Origin of the sequence: Pseudomonas sp. NY15181 (genome assembly GCF_048068055.1) — a bacterium.
Taxonomy (GTDB): domain Bacteria; phylum Pseudomonadota; class Gammaproteobacteria; order Pseudomonadales; family Pseudomonadaceae; genus Pseudomonas.
In genome coordinates this window covers 97,001-115,107 of sequence record NZ_JBLUPT010000014.1, presented here as the reverse complement: position 1 = coordinate 115,107, position 18,107 = coordinate 97,001, and the positions used below count along the sequence as shown (strand labels likewise).

17 protein-coding genes are annotated in these 18,107 nt (G+C 64.1%); 12 read left to right on the top strand and 5 right to left on the bottom strand.

The window, feature by feature from the left end; genetic code table 11:
- The first annotated feature begins 56 nt into the window (after nucleotides 1-56).
- The 9 genes from ACNFBT_RS25285 (at nucleotide 57) to ACNFBT_RS25245 (ending at nucleotide 10,948) form a co-directional block, all read left to right on the top strand.
- Complete coding sequence (locus tag ACNFBT_RS25285) at nucleotides 57-554, top strand: PAAR domain-containing protein (RefSeq protein WP_416753450.1); 498 nt, start codon at nucleotides 57-59, stop codon at nucleotides 552-554.
- Complete coding sequence (locus ACNFBT_RS25280; RefSeq protein WP_416753449.1) at nucleotides 551-1,741, top strand: PAAR domain-containing protein; 1,191 nt, start codon at nucleotides 551-553, stop codon at nucleotides 1,739-1,741. The genes ACNFBT_RS25285 and ACNFBT_RS25280 overlap by 4 nt, the downstream gene beginning before the upstream one ends.
- Nucleotides 1,742-3,232: 1,491 nt before the next feature.
- Complete coding sequence (locus tag ACNFBT_RS25275; RefSeq protein WP_416753448.1) at nucleotides 3,233-4,273, top strand: sterol desaturase family protein; 1,041 nt, start codon at nucleotides 3,233-3,235, stop codon at nucleotides 4,271-4,273.
- Nucleotides 4,274-4,419: 146 nt separating this feature from the next.
- Complete coding sequence (locus ACNFBT_RS25270; protein WP_416753447.1) at nucleotides 4,420-5,118, top strand: AzlC family ABC transporter permease; 699 nt, start codon at nucleotides 4,420-4,422, stop codon at nucleotides 5,116-5,118.
- On the top strand, nucleotides 5,115-5,429 hold the full coding sequence (locus tag ACNFBT_RS25265) for an AzlD domain-containing protein (protein WP_416753446.1): 315 nt from the start codon (nucleotides 5,115-5,117) through the stop codon (nucleotides 5,427-5,429). Before ACNFBT_RS25270 ends, ACNFBT_RS25265 begins: the two co-directional genes overlap by 4 nt.
- A 148-nt stretch (nucleotides 5,430-5,577) precedes the next feature.
- Entirely contained in the window at nucleotides 5,578-7,071 is a 1,494-nt protein-coding gene (locus ACNFBT_RS25260; RefSeq protein WP_416753445.1) for a PLP-dependent aminotransferase family protein, read from the top strand.
- 266 nt (nucleotides 7,072-7,337) lie between these two features.
- A complete protein-coding gene (locus ACNFBT_RS25255) occupies nucleotides 7,338-8,405 on the top strand; it encodes a sugar phosphate isomerase/epimerase family protein (protein ID WP_416753467.1) in 1,068 nt (355 codons plus the stop codon).
- 54 nt (nucleotides 8,406-8,459) lie between these two features.
- The gene (locus ACNFBT_RS25250) at nucleotides 8,460-9,731 is read left to right on the top strand and encodes an MFS transporter (protein WP_416753444.1); all 1,272 of its coding nucleotides are present in this window, start codon (nucleotides 8,460-8,462) and stop codon (nucleotides 9,729-9,731) included.
- Nucleotides 9,732-10,102: 371 nt separating this feature from the next.
- A complete protein-coding gene (locus ACNFBT_RS25245) occupies nucleotides 10,103-10,948 on the top strand; it encodes a DMT family transporter (protein ID WP_416753443.1) in 846 nt (281 codons plus the stop codon).
- A 13-nt stretch (nucleotides 10,949-10,961) separates the two neighbouring features.
- Here the strand turns inward: ACNFBT_RS25245 and ACNFBT_RS25240 are convergent, their stop codons facing one another.
- The 3 genes from ACNFBT_RS25240 to ACNFBT_RS25230 are packed head-to-tail and all read right to left on the bottom strand — an operon-like array spanning nucleotide 10,962 to nucleotide 12,798.
- Complete coding sequence (locus tag ACNFBT_RS25240) at nucleotides 10,962-11,204, bottom strand: DUF2790 domain-containing protein (protein WP_416753442.1); 243 nt, start codon at nucleotides 11,202-11,204, stop codon at nucleotides 10,962-10,964.
- Nucleotides 11,201-11,761, bottom strand: a complete 561-nt coding sequence (locus ACNFBT_RS25235) for a cytochrome b (RefSeq protein WP_416753441.1) — start codon at nucleotides 11,759-11,761, stop codon at nucleotides 11,201-11,203. Before ACNFBT_RS25235 ends, ACNFBT_RS25240 begins: the two co-directional genes overlap by 4 nt.
- Nucleotides 11,761-12,798, bottom strand: coding sequence for a catalase family peroxidase (locus tag ACNFBT_RS25230; RefSeq protein WP_416753440.1), 1,038 nt, complete (start codon nucleotides 12,796-12,798; stop codon nucleotides 11,761-11,763). The genes ACNFBT_RS25235 and ACNFBT_RS25230 overlap by 1 nt, the downstream gene beginning before the upstream one ends.
- A gap of 162 nt (nucleotides 12,799-12,960) precedes the next feature.
- On the opposite strand from ACNFBT_RS25230, the gene ACNFBT_RS25225 reads away from it, so the two are divergent.
- The gene (locus ACNFBT_RS25225; RefSeq protein ID WP_416753439.1) at nucleotides 12,961-13,470 is read left to right on the top strand and encodes a sigma-70 family RNA polymerase sigma factor; all 510 of its coding nucleotides are present in this window, start codon (nucleotides 12,961-12,963) and stop codon (nucleotides 13,468-13,470) included.
- Complete coding sequence (locus ACNFBT_RS25220) at nucleotides 13,467-14,213, top strand: anti-sigma factor family protein (RefSeq protein ID WP_416753438.1); 747 nt, start codon at nucleotides 13,467-13,469, stop codon at nucleotides 14,211-14,213. The genes ACNFBT_RS25225 and ACNFBT_RS25220 overlap by 4 nt, the downstream gene beginning before the upstream one ends.
- A 299-nt stretch (nucleotides 14,214-14,512) precedes the next feature.
- On the opposite strand, the gene ACNFBT_RS25215 is transcribed toward ACNFBT_RS25220, so the two are convergent.
- Together ACNFBT_RS25215 and ACNFBT_RS25210 are read right to left on the bottom strand one after the other, a co-directional pair.
- Nucleotides 14,513-15,505, bottom strand: a complete 993-nt coding sequence (locus ACNFBT_RS25215; RefSeq protein ID WP_416753437.1) for an asparaginase — start codon at nucleotides 15,503-15,505, stop codon at nucleotides 14,513-14,515.
- Between the two features lie 103 nt (nucleotides 15,506-15,608).
- Entirely contained in the window at nucleotides 15,609-17,051 is a 1,443-nt protein-coding gene (locus tag ACNFBT_RS25210) for an alanine/glycine:cation symporter family protein (protein ID WP_416753436.1), read from the bottom strand.
- 168 nt (nucleotides 17,052-17,219) lie between these two features.
- On the opposite strand from ACNFBT_RS25210, the gene ACNFBT_RS25205 reads away from it, so the two are divergent.
- Complete coding sequence (locus ACNFBT_RS25205) at nucleotides 17,220-18,038, top strand: helix-turn-helix domain-containing protein (protein ID WP_416753435.1); 819 nt, start codon at nucleotides 17,220-17,222, stop codon at nucleotides 18,036-18,038.
- Nucleotides 18,039-18,107: the final 69 nt, after the last annotated feature.

Genomic DNA, 18,107 nt, shown 5'->3' with positions numbered 1-18,107 from the left:
CTGCTCGGATTCCTATCGATCAGGAATCCAGCCCCCTGCCTATCAAGGAGAACGGCATGACCAAGGCTACTGTGCTTCACACCTACTACACCAACGAGGTCACTGAGGAGGTATTACGGGAGCTACGTAAAGCTCCCTTCACTGAGGAACAACTCGCAACCTTTGATCCAGCGGTTTCCGAGGAACTGCGCAGGAACCATGCCGAGATGCTGTCCCGGCCAGTCATGGGTATCCGGAGAATAGTTGCCGAAGGCAGCCAAAGCAGGTTGGGCGGGAAAGTCATAAAGGGCACATCCGGCATGACGATTACTCTGGACGGTGGGGTGGAAGTAGCTGTTGCAAGGAAGGGGGACCCTGTTCAGTACCCTGATGGGTCTGTCTCCTTCATCGCGACAGGGGCCGGCAAGGGCCACTCCAACATTGCGCTGGTCGGCAGCCTCTTGGATAACGGCGACGAGATCATCAACACCTCGCAATCGGCCTGCTTGCTGGTCATGTACGAAGGCCATGTCTGGGATAGCGACTTCCTGCCCAAAGACGGAGCCGAAGAATGAGTCGCCCCAATATCCATGGGTGCGGCCAGGCACTGGATGGCGACAAGACCACCAGCGGCGCGACACTGATCAGCACCTTGCCCCGAAGAGCAACGAGTGACAGTCGAGGAATCGTTCGTAAAGGAGACCCCACCACCCCCTGTCCCAAATGTGGCCGGCCCGGTGTGGTCGCCGAGGGAGACACCAGAAACAAATGGCTGGGTGAGTATGCGGCGGTGGATGGCCATATCGTGAGTTGTGGTTGTCCGTTTGGGAGCAACCGGATCATAGCGCCGTTGGGGCCGCTTTCATCATCCTCGGCGGGAGGCGACAAGGCCAAGACACACCCTATCCCCACTATTGCGCCCTATGCGGCGCAAATCTGCCTCACCTGTACGAGCGGCAGCATTCCCAAGGGGCTTTACTATGTGATGCACCTTGCCGATGGAACGACTCGCGAAGGCACAACCGACCATCAGGGTCGCACCGCGCGGATTACGACGAAAGAAGCCACGCGAATCATCCGCCTGGAGTTGCTCCCGCCAGAGCCTTCCGAGTCGCCATGCTGTATCGCCAAGGGCATGGACGAGCCACTGGTCATAGACTTGAAAGCGAACCAGCTATTCACCGACAACTCACCCAATGGAGCCGCCATCAAAACCGTCCCGCTACCAGAAGGCGAAAAGCGCGCGCTGACGTCCGGCGAAATCGCCATGGCGCGGAGTGTCTTCAAGGACTCCATCGATTACAGCCAGGTCAAAATCCACCATGGCGGCTGGTGGTTGTTCCTAGGGTTCCAGAATACGGCTGTTACACCTAATGGGGAGTTGTACTTTCCTAATAGCACTGGCTTCTATAGAGATGACTTCTCCAATACGAGCAACGATAGAGATAAAGCCTTATTCATGCATGAAATGGTGCATGCCTGGCAGTATCAAATGGGCTACTGGGTAAAATGGAATTCCTTGTGGGTTACCAGTCGCGGCCCATCGGCCTACGAATATCAGCTTAATTCTGATGGAAAATTATCGAACTACAACATGGAGCAGCAGGGAGACATCGTCTCTGACTACTTCATAATATGCATTTTGAAAAAACCGCAATTTGTCTGGAACCCCGCAAACCAGTCAAAAGACCCCTCACTGCTTAAATCCACCATGCGAGATTTCCTAGACAACCCTCAAGAAACAAATAACCTACCAGAGTAAACCCTTAATGAGAATAAACCTCGCACTTACCCTGTTAATCACCCTGTCTTCTGAGGCATGTGCAACATCCATGGGTTGGAATGGGGAGCCTATAATAAAATCGATAAATAATTTGCCAGCAATTTGCTTACCGAATTATGCAAAGGAGGATTTCCCGGTTAGCAGAGTTGTTTTGTCCGAGAGCTATGTAAACACACCATTGATCTGGACAATCAAACTCAAGAAAAATGCCACCCCTCTAACACTAAAGGCAGGCGAATGCTTTAGATTTTCCGAAACCCCGAACGAATACGAATTAGATGAGAACTCCAACCTTGATAAATTGCAGAAGAATACAACCTACGTATTTATGATGGATAGAATCAACGACGCAAAACACCATAATTACTTTTATTCATCCTCCTTTTGCATAGAGGGGGATACCCCAGAGAAATACAAATACCTCCAATACGTACGCCTACCTGATGGTAGTTCAACAATTCCCGCCTGCGACTCCAAGAGCAAAAGAGACACTCCTTCATGGGGAAAATAATTCTGAAAAATAAACCATCCTCTTTGAGAAATCCAATCCAGCATGAGCAAAACCACCCGCATCCTAATAGTAGCTTTTCAGACTCTCGCCAACTGCGTATCCGTGTAACGCCGGGAGACAGAAAACAGTATGCCGCAATGTCTTTTTAGAGGTATTCCAATGCGAATAGCCCCTCTGGCCATATGCGCCTCCATTTCTGGTTGCATCCCATACCCAACATATAAGACATTACAGCCGTACGCCCAGGCTCATGTGATTGACCAATATGGAAACCCAATCTCAGGCGTGAAGGTTAGCCTTATTAGCAGTGCTTATCCTTATGGCTTTGAAAAAGCTAGAACCGTTTCGATTACTCGGAATGGGGTTGCGGAATTCTTCCAGGTTAAAGAATTTCGTATTGAAGCTATTGGGCTGCATGGTGCAGAGTTTTATTTCTGGAACTGGTGCATTGAAAAGGACGGATATAGAACATATTCAACACATTACGGTAGTAGTGATGAATTTGACCCAAAGCCCACATTTAAGCTTGAGTCTGGGCCTTCAAGTTCGTGCGACGCTGAATCCTCTTGATAAACTGTTTTTAGAAGAGGGAACACCCATTAGCCGGCCTAAAGCTGGCCGACGCGTCGGATTCCGTCGAGTCGATTCGCGTCGGCGGCCCCTTTTGACATTAAGAATTATTCCCAATTACCATTGCGCCCACACTGAGTCCGATGCCTGGCCTGCGCGTTCAGCCACTCCACACGCCGTGCATCGCTGAGCCCCACCGCCAAGCCATTCCAAGAACAAGAGACAACCCATGCTTTTCTTCCAGCCGGCCGCTTCGCCGTGGCAACCCGAAGCTACGATGAAGTTCATGAGCCTGAGCGTTGAATGCGCGCACCGGATTGCCGATGGCGCCGCGCCCCTGGCCTGCTCCGATCCCCAGCCCCCCGCCCTTCGCCAAAGACTCACCTGCCGTGGATGATCTCCTGCCGTTCCATAGCCACCTGACCGCCCTGGTAATCGATCCGGTCATCCACCGTTTCGCCGGTCTGTTCGACCTGAACGGCCGGGTCGGCGCGCTGTTTCTGTTCCTCTCCTATGCGGTCGCCTATGCGCTGTTCCGCTTCAGGAAGTACCGTGGGCTGACGGATGTGCGTTCGTTCTGGCAGTTCATCGGTGGCAACCGGGTGCATTTCCATCGTTCGGCGCTGCTGGATTATCAGTACTACTTCGTGCGGGGCATCCTGCATGCGGCGGTGATGGTGCCCATCATCGGTCTGGTCGATCCGTACATCCTGCGCTCCGGCGATTACATCGCCTTCTTCACCAAGCTGTGGGGCGCGCGCCCGCAGGTGGGTGAGAACCTCGGCCTGTCCCTGCTCTATGGGCTGGGGGTGTTCCTGGTGGGCGACTTCAAGAATTACTGGGTCCACCGGGCCTTCCACTCCCGCTGGCTGTGGGCGTTCCACAAGGTGCATCACTCAGCGGCGGTGCTGGTGCCGGCGACGGCCAGCCGCGTTCACTTCGTGGAGAAGCTCGCGGCGAAGCTGGCCGGGGTGGTCGCCCTGGGGGCCTACGCCGGTGCCTTCTGGTACGCCTGCGGCGGGGAGATCAGCCGCTACACGCTGTTCGGCGTGACCTATCTGATCTTCATCTTCAATGCGCTGGCGGTGAACCTGCGGCACAGCCATGTGTGGCTGTCGTTCGGGCCGGTGGTCGAGCATTTGCTGAACAGCCCGGCCCAGCACCAGATCCACCACAGCGATGCGCCCCGGCACTTCAACAAGAATTTCGCGATCAACCTGTCGCTCTGGGACTGGATGTTCGGCACGCTCTACGTGACCAGCCGGACGCCCGAGCGCATCCAGTTCGGCGCCGGGGAGCGCGATGACGACCGTTACCTGACGCTGTACAGCCTGATCGTCACGCCATTCGTGGAGACGGCGCGCAAGATTCGCAAGGCGAGACGCCGGCAAGCGGTGGCGCGCGGTGCGTCCCAGGCGCCGACTTCGTAGCCGATTCGAAAGTCAGCCGAGGGCAGCCGGGATGGCTGCCCTTTTCATTTGCGGCGGAGAAAATTCCCAACCGCAGCAAGATTGTTCAAGCCAGCGAGCGCCCCCTTCTGCCACGCTGTCAGGACGAAAGACTGCAAAGAATCACCATGTCCCACACCACGCTTTACTCCCGCGCCTTCCTCAAGGGCGCCATCGACATCACGCCGCTGTCCTTGGCGGTGCTGCCCTGGGGCCTGCTCGCCGGTTCGCTGGCCATCGACGCCGGGCTCTCGCCGCTGCAGGGTCAGGGGCTGTCCGCCATTGTCTTCGCCGGCGCCGCGCAACTGGTGGCCATCGGCATGCTCAAGGGCGGCGCCGGGTTCTTCTCGATCATGGTCACCACCCTGCTGCTGACCTCCCAGCACCTGCTCTACGGGATGACCATGCGCCCGGTGATCTCCGGCCTGCCGGGCCGCTGGCGCGCCGGCCTGGGCTTTCTGCTCACCGACGAGTTCTTCGCCCTCACCAGCGGCCACGACCGCGAGACCTTCAACCGCTGGTACGCCCTGGGCGTGGGCCTGACCTTCTACATCGCCTGGAACCTCTTCACCCTCGCCGGCGTGCTGCTGGGCAGCAGCATTCCGGGGCTGGAGCACCTGGGCCTGGACTTCTCCATCGCCGCCACCTTCGTCGCGCTGATCGCACCAGTGGTGAAGAACGTGCCGACCGTGGTCTGCGTCGCCGTCTCGCTGTTCTGTTCGGTGCTGTTCAGCTACTGGCAGCTGGGTTCGGCGCTGGTGCTGTCGGGGCTGGCGGGGATGTTCGCCGGCTTCATCTGCCAGAAATTCTCGGGGGTGCGCGCATGATGGTCTGGGCAGTGATCTTCGGCATGGGCCTGATCGTGTTCTTCAACCGCTACGTGTTCCTGGAGCCGCGCCTGCCGATCCGCCTGAGCAGCAACGTGCGCCAGTTCCTCGGCTTCGCCGTGCCGGGAATGCTCACCGCGATCTGCGGGCCGATCGTGTTCCTCCCCGACCACCAGTTGAACCTGCGCCCAGACAATCCCTACCTGCTCGGCGCCGTCGTTGCCGTGGCGCTGGTGCTGTGGACGCGCAACGTGCTGATCAGCGTGGTGCTGAGCATGGGGGCGTTCTATCTGTTGCGGTGGTGGTTGTAAGAAGACAAGGACGGGGCCAGTGGCGCGCCCCGTCCGATCCCGTCGATAACGCAGCACCGAAGCACGCCCGTAATCCCCCTCCCCCAATTTCCCCCGTCAAGGCACAATCCGAGCCTCTCGGCTCGCTATTGCGCAAGGCACACCCCGAATGAAAACGCCCGGCGGCATGCTGCTCACCGGCATCGAGCTGGATCGCTCCAGCCCGATCCCCCTCTATCGCCAGTTGTACCTGCAGGTGCGCAAGCAGATCCTCTCCGGCCGGCTGCCCGGCGGCACGCGGTTGCCGTCGACGCGGACGCTGTGCAAGGAGCTGGGCCTGTCGCGCATCACGCTGCTCAATGCCTTCGACCAACTGACCGCCGAGGGCTTCCTGGCCTCGCGCACGGGCGCGGGCACCTATGTCGGCAACGAATGGGAGGGGCGCAGCGCCGCCGACGCGCCGCGCAAGCCGCCGCGCCTGTCGAACCTGAGCCAGGCGGTGCACTCGCTGCGCGCCGAGCATTTCAGCGGGGTGTCGTACAGCACTTGGGCGCCGGATTGCCCCACCTCCTTCCTGCCCAGCCACCCGGCCTACGATGCCTTCCCGATGCTGGTGTGGAAGCGCCTGATGAACCGCCACTTGCGCAAGGGGACCAAGGATTCGCTCGGCTACGGCGAGCTCAAGGGCCTGCAACGCTTGCGCGAGGCCATCGTCGAGTATGTGTTCGATGCGCGGGGCATCGAGTGCAGCATCGACCAGGTGATCATCACCTCCGGTGCGCAGCAGGCGTTCAACCTGCTCGGCATGTTGCTGCTCAACCCCGGCGACAGCGTGTGGATGGAAGACCCCGGCCACATCGCCGCGCGCATCGCCTTCCAGGCGCAGGGGTGCGAGATGGTGCCGCTGCGCATCGACGACGAAGGACTGGACGTGCAGCAGGGCCTGCGCGAGCGGCCGGATGCGCGCCTGGCGTTCACCACCCCGTCGCGCCAGCACCCGCTGGGCACCACCATGAGTTCTGCGCGCCGGCAGGAACTGATCGACTGGGCCGGGCGCAACCAGGGCTGGATCGTCGAGGACGATTGCGACAGTGAATTCCGCTACGTGGGCCGCACGCTGCCGGCGCTGTTCGCGCTGGATGCCTGGGAGCGGGTGATCTATGTCGGCACCTTCAGCAAGGTGCTCTACCCCTCGCTGCGCCTGGGCTACGTGATCCTGCCGGAGGCGCTGGTGGAGCCGTTCTGCGCCATCCGCGCGGTGATGGACCGCAGCCCGTCGACGCTGCACCAGGCGACCACGGCGGACTTCATGCAGGACGGCCACTTCCTCGGCCATATCCGCCGCATGCGCAGCCTCTACCAGGCGCGCCAGGCCAGTGTGCTGGAGGCGCTGCAGCGCGAGCTGGGCGGCGCCATCAGGCCGACGCCCGCCGAGGCCGGGCTGCACCTGATCGGCTGGCTGCCCGAGGGCAGCGACGATACCGCCGTCGCCCGTGGCCTGGCCGAACACCAGGTGTACACCTACGCCCTGCGCGACTACTGCATCCGTAATTACCTGCCGCCGGGGCTGCTGCTGGGCTTTGCCGCGGTACCCGAGGAGCAGGCCGGACGCCGTGTGCAGGAGTTTGCCCAGGCCCTGAAAGCCCTGGGCTGGAAGCTGTGAGAACCTTTTTACGATCTGCTGCGCGTCGGCATAACTGCGTTAAAAACAGGCGAGGACTGCTCATTTACAGCGCGTAAACTCCGCGTCCTCGCCTGTTTTTGCCTTGTTCTGCTCTAGCTCGCGAGATCGTAAAAAGGTTCTGAAGCCGACCTAGAGCGGTCGGCAAAGTGGTCATACGAACAAAACAATAATGGCTATAGGGATAGCACCATTCCGGAGCGATAAAAGCACCGCCGGCCACCCCGGCGTCGCTATCAGGAATGACAATAATGAATGCTATCCAAGCCCGATTCGCGGCCCTGCTGGGGCGTAACGCCACGCCCGCAGATACGCCCCCTCCTACGCTGACCCCCGAACTCGCCCGCCGCCTGCTCGACCGTCTCGACAGCCTGCGCCTGTTCGCCCACGGCTACCCGCTGCTGACCAACCTCACCCACGGCCGGGTCACGCCCGGCGACATGCTCGACTTCACCTACCGCCACGAGCTGGACGGCCTCTCCCTGCACCTGCTGGACGGCGAGGAGAACAGCCTGTCGCAGATGACTCCCGAGCAACTGACCGCCTTCGGCGAAAAGGCCCGCCGCCTGGGTCTGGCCCTGCACGTGGAAATCAGCAGCACCCGCCCCGAAGACGTCGACCAGGCGGTCGCCGTGGCCCTGGCCATCGGCAGCCGCAATATCCGCGTCTACTCGCGCTACGAGGGTCACCTGTCGCGGGTGATGGACCTGATCGAGCTGGACCTGCGGCGCCTGGCGCAACTGGCCGATGCGCACGACCTGAACTTCGACTTCGAGCAGCACGAGGAGCTCAAGAGCGACGAGATCGCCGCCCTGCTGCGCAAGGTCGGGCATCCGCGCCTGAACGCGCTGTTCGACTTCGGCAACATGATCAACGCCTGCGAGCGCCCGCTGCCGGCGCTGGCCCACCTCGCCCCGTTCATCCGCCAGGTGCACCTGAAGGGTGTGCGCGTGGTGCCCGAGGCGAACGGCTTCGGCCATTACGGCGTGCTGCAGGGCAGTGCCGAGGACCAGTTGCCCGGCGCGCGGATGCTGCTGGAACTGCTGCTGCTTGGCGACAACGCCCCCCAGGTGGTGGCGTTCATCCTCGAGCAGGAGAACCACTACATCGCCCCGGCGTTCCGCCAGAGCGATGAAGCCGCCGACCCCTTCATTCCCTACCGCGAGATGAGCGAAACGCCGCTGCCGCCGGGCTACAGCCTGGAACGCATGCTGGCCGACGAGCACCGCTGGGCGAACAACCAGGTGCGCCATGTGCGCGGCCTGTTGAACGAGTTGCGCCTGCTGGCCGAACTGACCCTGGCCGACGCCGCCTGATTCCGACGGCCGCTCAGGCGGCCACCCCTTATCCGTAAACGGTGGAGAACAACAATGACAGCACAGGCTAAAGCCAAGTGGCTCCGTTTCCTCGTCCTGGTTCTGGGCGGCGGCACCATCTACAAGCTCGCCAACCTCAAGGACGCCTTCTACATCCCCATGCAGGAACACATGGGCCTGACGCACACGCAGATCGGCACCCTGCTCAGCGTCAACGCCATCGTCGCGACCGCGCTGTTCGTGGTCGGTGGCTTCCTCGCCGACCGTTTCGAAACGCGCCGGCTCATCCCGGTCGGCCTGATCAGCATCGGCGGGCTGGGCCTGTACCTGGCCACCTTCCCCGGCTACAGCCAGCTGCTGATCGTCTTCAGCCTGCTGGCGATCTGCGCGGACTGCATCTTCTGGCCCTCGCTGCTCAAGGCGATCCGCAACCTCGGCAATGACGACGAGCAGAGCCGGATGTTCGGCTTCCTCGAAGGCGGACGCGGCGTGGTCGACACCCTGGTGGCGTTCTCCGCGCTGGGCGTGTTCGTTGCTCTGGGCTCCGGCGCCGCCGGCCTGAAGGCCGCGATCCTGTTCTACTCGGGCATCGACATCCTGGTGGGCGTGCTCACCTTGTTCCTGCTGCGCGAAGCGCCGAAGGCCAACGGCGCCGCCCCTGCCAAGGCTGAAACCCAGGGCCTCTCCGGCCTGCTGGAAGCGATTCGCACGCCGGGGATCTGGCTGGTCAGCCTGAACGTGTTCATGGTCTACATCGTGTACTGCGGCCTGACCTACTTCATCCCCTACCTGAAGGACATGTACCAGCTGCCGGTGGCGCTGGTGGGTGCCTACGGCATCATCAACCAGTACTTCCTCAAGGTGCTGGGCGGCCCGCTGGGCGGCTACGTCGCCGACAAGCGCCTGAAGAGCCCGAGCCGCTACCTGAAGTGGGCGTTCGTCGCGCTGCTGCCGCTGATGCTGGTGATCCTCAGCATTCCCCGTGGCGAGAGCTACATCTACGCCGGCATGGCCGCCACCCTGTCCTTCGCCCTGGTGGTGTTCACCATGCGCGGGGTGTTCTGGGCGCCGATGAGCGAAGTGGGCATCCCCTCGCGCATCACCGGCTCGGCCTTCGGCATCGGCTGCCTGATCGGCTACGCACCGGGCATGTTTGCCTACATCATCTACGGCTCGCTGCTCGACCATTATCCGGGTGAGCAGGGCTACACCTACGTGTTCAGCCTGATGAGCATCCTGGCGGTGGTGGGCGTGGTGGTTTCCGGCCTGCTGCAGCACCTGGTGAGCAAGCGTGCCAATGCTCCGGTGGCGGAGGCGCTGGCCTGATCTCGAAGAACAGAACTACCAGCCACCCGAAGGTGGCTGGTAGTGCCGTAGGGCGTACAACCGTTCGCGGTTGTACGCCGGTTCACCGTGGATCACCGCCGGTGCCATGATCCGATTTGGAGTGCCTTGAGGCCAAGGCTAATCGGCGTATAACGCGGAGCGTTATACGCCCTACGGGGCCACCTTCGCGTGGCTGGTGGATTTCCGCCGGCAATAGAAATCATCCCAACGGCCGGGTTGCATACGACCTTCTTCCACATCCCCTCACCTGCTGTTTCATGGCACTCTGCACGGCACCGAAGAACAACAATCGGGGCCGTTAGCGCTTTTCTACCGGCGCACGCGACGCGACCCCGCGAGCCAGGACGCCCATGCCCCAACCCCGCTATCTGCTGCTGACGCTGCTCGCCATGCTGGCCTTCGCCGGCAATTCCCTGCTGTGCCGCCTCGCGTTGCGCGAGACGAGCATCGATGCCGCCAGTTTCACCGGGCTGCGCCTGGTTTCCGGAGCGATCACCCTCGCCATTCTGCTGCGCCTGCGCGACGGCGGTTGGCGCGCGGGTGGCGACTGGCGCAGTGCCTGCGCGCTGTTCGTCTACGCCGCCGCCTTTTCCCTGGCCTATGTGCAGATGAGCGCGGCCAGCGGTGCGCTGCTGCTGTTCGGCGCGGTGCAGGTGGGGATGCTGGTGGCGGGCTATCTGAACGGCGAGCGTCTGCGCGGCTGGCAGTTGCCGGGGCTGGTTCTGGCGCTGGGCGGGATCGTCGTGCTGCTGTTGCCGGGGGCCAGTGCGCCGCCGGTGGGCAGCGCCGCGCTGATGATCCTCGCCGGCCTGGCCTGGGCGCTGTACAGCCTGCGCGGGCGGCGTGGCGGCGATCCGCTGGCGGCCACCACCGGCAACTTCCTGCGCAGCGTGCCAATGGCGGCCGCAATGTGCCTGGCGCTGTCGATGAAGCTCGACCTCGACCTGCACGGGGCGATCTACGCGGTACTCTCCGGCGCGCTGGCGTCGGGCGTCGGCTACGCCATCTGGTACAGCGCGCTGACGGGCCTGGGCGCGCTCCAGGCCGCGTCGGTACAGCTCAGCGTGCCGGTGTTCACGGCGCTCGGCGGCGCGCTGCTGCTGGGCGAGCACCTGACCCTGCGCCTGGGCCTGTCGACCCTGGCGGTGCTGGGCGGCATCGCGCTGATCCTGGCCGGCAAGCGCAAGGCCACCTGAGCGCCGTAAAGACTCAGTTCTCGTTGCCGCAGAACAGCCCCCACACCGGGTAGCGCAGGCGATGCAGTTGCCCGGCGCTGTCCTCGTAGACCATCTCCACTTCACGGATACCGCAGAAGCTCAGGTCCGCCGGCTGCACCACGCGCTTGATATCAAGCGTCTGGCCGTAGTGGTAGTCCTGCGCGGGCGGTACGTCCTGGGTGGCAAACGCCGCGCAGGCGAAGGTGAAGCTACCCAGTGCGATCAGTGTTTTCATGGCCGTTCTCCGGTCGGGTTGGGAGGCATGGCTGCGCCGGTCATGCTGGGCAGGACTGCATCGCGGCGGATGAGTCCGTGGAACAGCGCGGCGGCGAGGTGCAGGAGGATGGTGGCGAGCAAGGCGTAGGCGATGACGCTGTGGGCGCCGCGCAGGAGGGTGTGAAGCCCCACCGAGGGCGCGACCAGCGCGGGCAGTTCGAAGCCGCCCCAGAGCACCACCGGGTAGCCGCCGGCGGATTGCATGGTCCAGCCCACCAGCGGCTGGGCGAGCAGCAGGCCGTAGAGCAGCAGGTGCGAGAAGTGCGCAGCACCGCGCTGCCAGCCGGCCATGTCGTTGGGCAGCGACGGGACGCGGTGGGTCAGGCGCACGGCGATGCGCAGCAGGACGAGGACCAGCAGCGCGGCGCCCAGCGGCTTGTGAATCGCCACCAGCAAGGCGTGGCGCGGGGAGACGCTGGCGACCATGCCCAGGCCGATGAGCAGCATGGCCAGCACCAGGGGCGCCATGAGCCAGTGAAGGACGCGCAGGGAGAACGGGAAGTAGGTCGGTTTCATCAGGGGGTCTCCTGGGCCTGCTCGCGGGTACGGCGGTTGAAGGACTCCGAGTAGGCGGCCGAGCGCGCGCTGAGCAACGGGTCGTCGGAGGCGCGGATGCCGTCGGGGAGAATCAGCGGGTCGTAGTTGATGTCGCGGCAGTCGCCGCCGATTTCCGCTTGCAGGCGCTCGATCACCAGCTCCCCGGCGTCCACCTGGCGGCGATCCTTCGGCCAGGCCTGGGTGGCGTCGGCGGTGCTGTCGCCGGGCTCGCCCAGGGTGAACAGCAGGCGCCAGCGCAGCGGGCCGCTCGCCAGGCGCTGGGCGAGTTCATCGGCGAGGAAGTTGGCGTCGCCGCGCTTGTCCGCCGCCAGCGGCTCGTAGGGCGCGACCGGCTGCACCGACCAGCGCACCGGCTGCTCGCGCCCTTCCCTGTCCACCAGGTAGAAGGCGTTGAGGCCGTAGTAGGCGCTGTTGGCGTAGCTGGAGGACGGCGTGGAGGACTTCGCCCAGTCGCGGAAGGCCTGGGTTTCCGGGTGCGCCTTGAAGAAGGCGCCGGCCTTTTCGGGATCGGGCTTGCCGGTGCCCGGCTGCGGGGCCGTCGCCTTCTGCAGGTCGTAGAAACTGGCGACGTCGCGGACGACGAAGACCGGCATGGTGTTCATCCCGGTGCGCCACTCTTCACCCTCGCCCGGTTGAAAGCGCAGGGCCAGGCTGCGGATCGGCGCGGCGCCGTCGCTGGCCGCCGGATTGCCGCCGGGAATGGCCAGGCGCCCTACCACCGGTACACTGCCCGGCGCGAAAACACTGGCTCGCGACAGCGCGGCGGCGCCGCCGTTGCTCTCGAAGTGGCCGATCACGCACAGGCCCTTGGCGTGGTTGCGCCGGTAGCCGGGGTGGACGCCGCCGTTGGCTTCCAGCGTGTCGATGACCTTGGCCGGGGTGAGGCGCTGCGGGTCGAGCCAACCGGCCGTGTAGGCGAAGACGGCGGCCACGCCGAGCACCACGGCGCCGATGGCGGCCAGGCGCAGGGGTGCGTTGGGCGGAGTTTCTGTCATTTCCAGCTCCTGAGGCTTAGGCTGAATGCGTTGAGCGGGTACGACGCGCCGCAGAACGGGTTATTCCCGAGAGCCGTGCAATAAAATTTTTCGTCCATGGCGGGAATAGATCGCCGGGGCATTCGTCCTTACCGCTCGAATCCACCACTGCCTGACGTTGCGATGCACTCACTGGACGACCATTCACTGCGCGAACTGCTGCCCCGGCTGCGGCGCTTCGCCCTGTCGCTGACCCGCAGCGCGAGCAGCGCCGACGACCTGGTCCAGGCGACCCTGGAAAAGGCGCTGTCGGCCTGGGCCGGCCGGCGCGAGGACGGCGACCTGCGCGCCTGGCTGTTTTCCATCCTCTACCGCCACTTCATCGACGGGCAGCGCCGCGCCCGCCGCTATGCGCGCCTGCTCAGCCTGTTCGGCGCGGACAGCGCGGTGAGCGCCTCGCCCGAGGACATCGTCAGCGCCCGCTCGACCCTGGAAGCCTTCGAGCGCCTGCCCGCCGAGCAGCGTGCACTGCTGGCGCTGGTCAGCGTCGAGGGCCTGAGCTACCGCGAGACGGCCGAGGCGCTGGATATTCCCCTGGGCACCGTCATGTCCCGCCTGTCCCGCGCCCGCCAGGCGCTGCGCGCGCTGAGCGAAGGACAGGCGGCGACTCCCTCATTGCGGGTACTGAAATGAACGAACGCATTCCCGACGAGCACGATCTGCACGCTTATCTCGACGACCAGCTGGACCCGGCACGTCGCCAGTGGGTGGAAGCCTGGCTTGCAGCCCACCCGGAAGATGCGCGGCGCGTGGAAGGCTGGCGGCAGGATGCCCAGCAGTTGCGCGCCGCCTTCGCCGGCCAGGGTCGCGCGCCCTTGCCCGAGCAGCTCGATCCGGCGTGGATTCGCCGGGGCATTCAGCAGCGGCGTCGGTCGCGGCTGGCCACGGCGGCAGCCTTGCTGGTGGCGCTGGGCGTGGGCGGCATGGGTGGCTGGCAGATGCGCGGCGATAGCCTGGCGCGCAACACGGTGCCGATGCAGGACGCGGTGCAGGCTTACCGGCTGTTCGCCGACGCCAGCCAGAATGGCCTCGATCTGCGCGATGGCGGCGACCTGCGCAACTGGCTGGCCCACTACCTGAAGGACGCCCCGCCACCGCCGGCGCTGGATCGCGTCGGCCTGAAGACCGTCGGTGCGCGCCTGCTCGCCACCGAACAGGGGGCTGCGGCGCTGGTGATCTACGAGGACGGCCAGGGCCGTCGCCTGACCTTCTTCATCCGCCCGCCGGGCCCGCGCCACGAAATGCTGCCTCAGGGCCAGCGCACCGACGGCGATCTGCTGACGCGCTACTGGAGCCAGGGCGGGTACAACTATGCAGTGGTGAGCCGCAGCGACGATCCGCAGGCGGGGGTCGTGGGGGAAATGGTGGGGTTCTAGCGGGTGGTGGCGTAGGAGCAACTGTCTTGTCCCGGCTGAATCTGTGCCGGGGCTTTCCCCCTCACCCCAGCCCTCTCCCTCAGGGAGAGGGAGCCAGATCGTGCCGGCTGACAAAGTGGTTTCATCCTGCACCGGACGGTCCCCTCTCCCCTTGGGAGAGGGTTAGGGTGAGGGCCAACCCGACGCAGATGCATCTCGTAAGCGAACTCACCGGAGGAAAGATGCAGCCGTGCTATGCGGTTCGCGAGCAAGCTCGCTCCTACAGGTACGCACGCCCCTGAGCGACGCGCGTTAACGGATCAGCCGTCGACCCGCTCGCCGCACAGGTCGAGGGCGAACAGGCGCTCCACTTCGGACGATGCCAGGCCGCTACCGATCAGGCTGAACAGCTTGCCCAGCGCAGCCTCGCGGGTCATGCCACCGCCGGAGACCAGGCCCGCGTCACGCAGACGGCTACCAGCGGCGTAGATGTCGAAGGCCACATGGCCCTGCGGGCACTGGCTGATCGCCGCCAGCACCACGCCGCGCGCATGGGCTTCGCGCAGCGCGGCCAGCAGATCCTCGTTGTCCGAGGGACCGGTGCCGCTGCCGTAGCACTCCAGCAGCAACGCCTGCACACCGCTGCCCAGCAGCGCACGCAGGTGTTCCGCGCGCAGGCCAGGGAACAGTGGCAACACGGAGAGATTCACCGGTAGGCGCAGCTGGCGGTAGTCCAGTGCGGCGGGGATCGATTCGGCGCGCTCGCCCTGGCGTTCGCGCGGCAGCACGGCGAAGGCGTCGAAGGCCTCGCTGCGCAGCTTGGTGACGCGGGCGCCGTGCATCAGCGCGCCGTTGAAGTACAGCCAGACGCCGGGTTCGACGCCGGCTTCCAGGGCCTTCAGGCTGCCCAGCAGGTTGGCCGGGGCATCGCTGTTCGGTGCGCCCATGGGCTGCATGGAGCCGGTCAGCACCACCGGAACGTCCAGGCCGAGCAGCAGGAAGGACAGCGCGGCGGCGCTGTAGGCCAGGGTGTCGGTGCCGTGCAACACCAGCACGCCGTCGTGGCCGCCCTGCTCCACTGCGTGGACGATGGCGTCGCGCATGGCCAGCCAGTTGGCCTGGGTCATGTTGGCGCTGTCGAGCAGCGGCTGCAGCTCGGCGAAGGACCAGTTGAGGCGGATCTCGCCGTGGCCTTGCAGCTGTTCGCGCATCCGAGCTTCGAAACCGCCCGCCGGCGCCAGGCCTTCGGCGGTCTGCAGCATGCCGATGGTGCCGCCGGTATAGAGGACGAAGAGGTTCTTCACGCGACGCATGCCAGTGCTCTTGTAGGAAAGTTCACAGGATAAACCGCGAGGCCGGGAGAAGTCCCGGCCTCGCGTATCAGACCTTGGTCCGAGGAGCAGGGTCAGATGGCTATCAGCCCTGGGCCGGCAGGCTGCCGTGGGCCGGAGCGGTCGAGTTGACCTTGTGGGCATCGCGCCAGGCATCGTGGTCGATGTCCAGGTCGGCGAACTTGGCCGCGTCGAACACCGGGCGCTCGATGCCGGCGGCGCGCTGCTCGTCGTAGTCGCGCATCACGCGCAGGCCGGTCTTGATCAGCATCGCCAGGGCCACCAGGTTGACGAAGGCCAGGCAGGTCATGGTGATGTCGGCGAAGGCGAACACGGTGCCCAGGTTCTGCATCGAGCCCCAGAGGATCAGGCCCAGCACCAGCACGCGGAAGGCGATCAGCGCGGTACGGCTGCGGCCAACGATGAACTGCAGGGCGTTCTCGCCGAGGTAGTAGTTGTAGGTGATGCAGGTGAACACGAACAGGGACAGCGCGACGCTGACGAAGATGCGGCCCCAGTCACCGACCACGGCGGCCAGGGAGTTCTGGGTCAGGGTGATGCCGTCGCCTTCGAAGCCGGGGGTGTAGAAGCCCGAGAGCAGGATCAGCAGCGCGGTGCAGGTGCAGATGACGAAGGTGTCGAGGAACACGCTGAACGCCTGGACCACGCCCTGGGACGCCGGGTGACGCACGGCGGCGACCGCGGCCACGTTCGGCGCACTGCCCAGGCCCGCTTCGTTGGCGAACACGCCACGCTTCACGCCCATGACGATGGCGCTGCCCAGCAGGCCGGCGAAGGCCGGTTCCAGGCCGAAGGCGCTCTTGACGATGGTGGTCAGCATGCCCGGAACCAGCTCGATCTGGGTGAAGATCACGTACAGGGTCACGGCGATGTAGGCCAGGGTCTTGACCGGTACCAGCAGGTCGGACACGGCGGCGATACGCTGGATGCCGCCGAAGAACACGATGGCCAGCAGCACGGCCAGGCCGATGCCGGAGTACAGCACCGGAATGTGGAAGGCGTTCTGCAGCGAGTGGGTGACGGTGAAGGCTTGCAGGCCGTTGAAGGCGAAGCCGTAGGTGACCAGCAGCAGGACCGCGAAGGTCATGGCCATCCAGCGCAGCTTCAGGCCGTGCTGGATGTAGTAGGCCGGGCCGCCACGGTACAGGCCGTCGCCGTCGCTGCGCTTGTAGACCTGGGCCAGGGTGCACTCGAAGAAGCTGCTGGACATGCCCACCAGCGCGGTGACCCACATCCAGAACACGGCGCCCGGACCACCGAGGGTCACGGCGATGCCGACACCGGCGATGTTACCGGCGCCGACGCGACCGGCGAGGGACAGCATCAGGGCCTGGAAGGAGCTCAGTTGGCCAGCCTGGCCGCGGATCGATTCCTTGAAAACGCCGAACATGTGGCCGAAATGGCGGAACTGGACGAAACGGGAGCGAATGGTGAAGTACGCGCCGAGTCCGACGATGAGGACGATGAGGACTTTCCCGGAGAGGAAATCGTTGATCGCGTCGAGCATGTGCTGGGGCCTCGATTGTTATTGTGGGAGCACGGGCCTGGGGCTGGCCCGCTCACTGGGGGCGCATGGTTGCGCTCGAAGCCTGTTGAAACAATTTCGCGGCTTGTTCCGAGTTGATGCGACCTGACGCTATAATTGCGCCAGTCGCATCACCTGGACCTGGCACAAATGTCCGAAAACCTCGGCCCCAATCTCAAGCTGCTTTGCGCTCACTACCGCTCTATCTCAGAGGTTTGCCGGAAGCTTGCGATCAATCGCGCGCAGTTCAACAAATACCTCGGTGGGCAGAGCCAACCCACCGCGTACAACCTCAAACGCATTGGAGATTTCTTCGGCGTCGAGGACTACGAGTTGCAATTGCCGCCCGAGCAGTTCGCCCGCCTGATCGGCGCGCGCGGCACGTCCCCGGCCAGTGTCCAGCGCGATGACCCGCTGATGGAAATGCTCCGCCCGCTGCGCGACCACGCGGGAAACCTGTCGCGCTATTGCGGCTACTACTTCGAATATTCCAACTGCATGTCGGTGCCCGGTTCGATCCTGCTGTCGCTGGTGCACCTGTACGAGGAAGGCGGCAACTTCCTCTTCGAGCGGCAGGAACGCCAGGAGCGCTCCAGCAGCACCGACGTGCAGGCCGAGGACTGGGTACGCTGCCGCTACCTGGGCGCGGCATTCCAGCTCCAGGACCGGGTGTTCCTGTTGGACTACGAGTCGCTCACGGTCAACGAGATGAGCCAGACCATCCTCATCCCCAGCTTCAAGAGCCGCATCACCCGCCTGAACGGCCTGAAGACCGGCGTCTCCAGCGGCGACCGACGCACCCCGGCCTGCACCCGCGTGGTGTGGGAGTACCTGGGGCCGGAGATCAACCGGATAGCCGCCTACCGCCAGGTGAAGCTGTACCAGCCGGATGATCCGCGCATCGACGACGACGTGCGCCAGCGGTTGTCGGTGGGGCCGATCCGGCATGGGTTGTTCGAGATCGAATAGTTGCGGGCCTCGCAGGAACGTAGGGCGTATAACGCTCCGCGTTATACGCCGATTGACCTTGGCCAAACC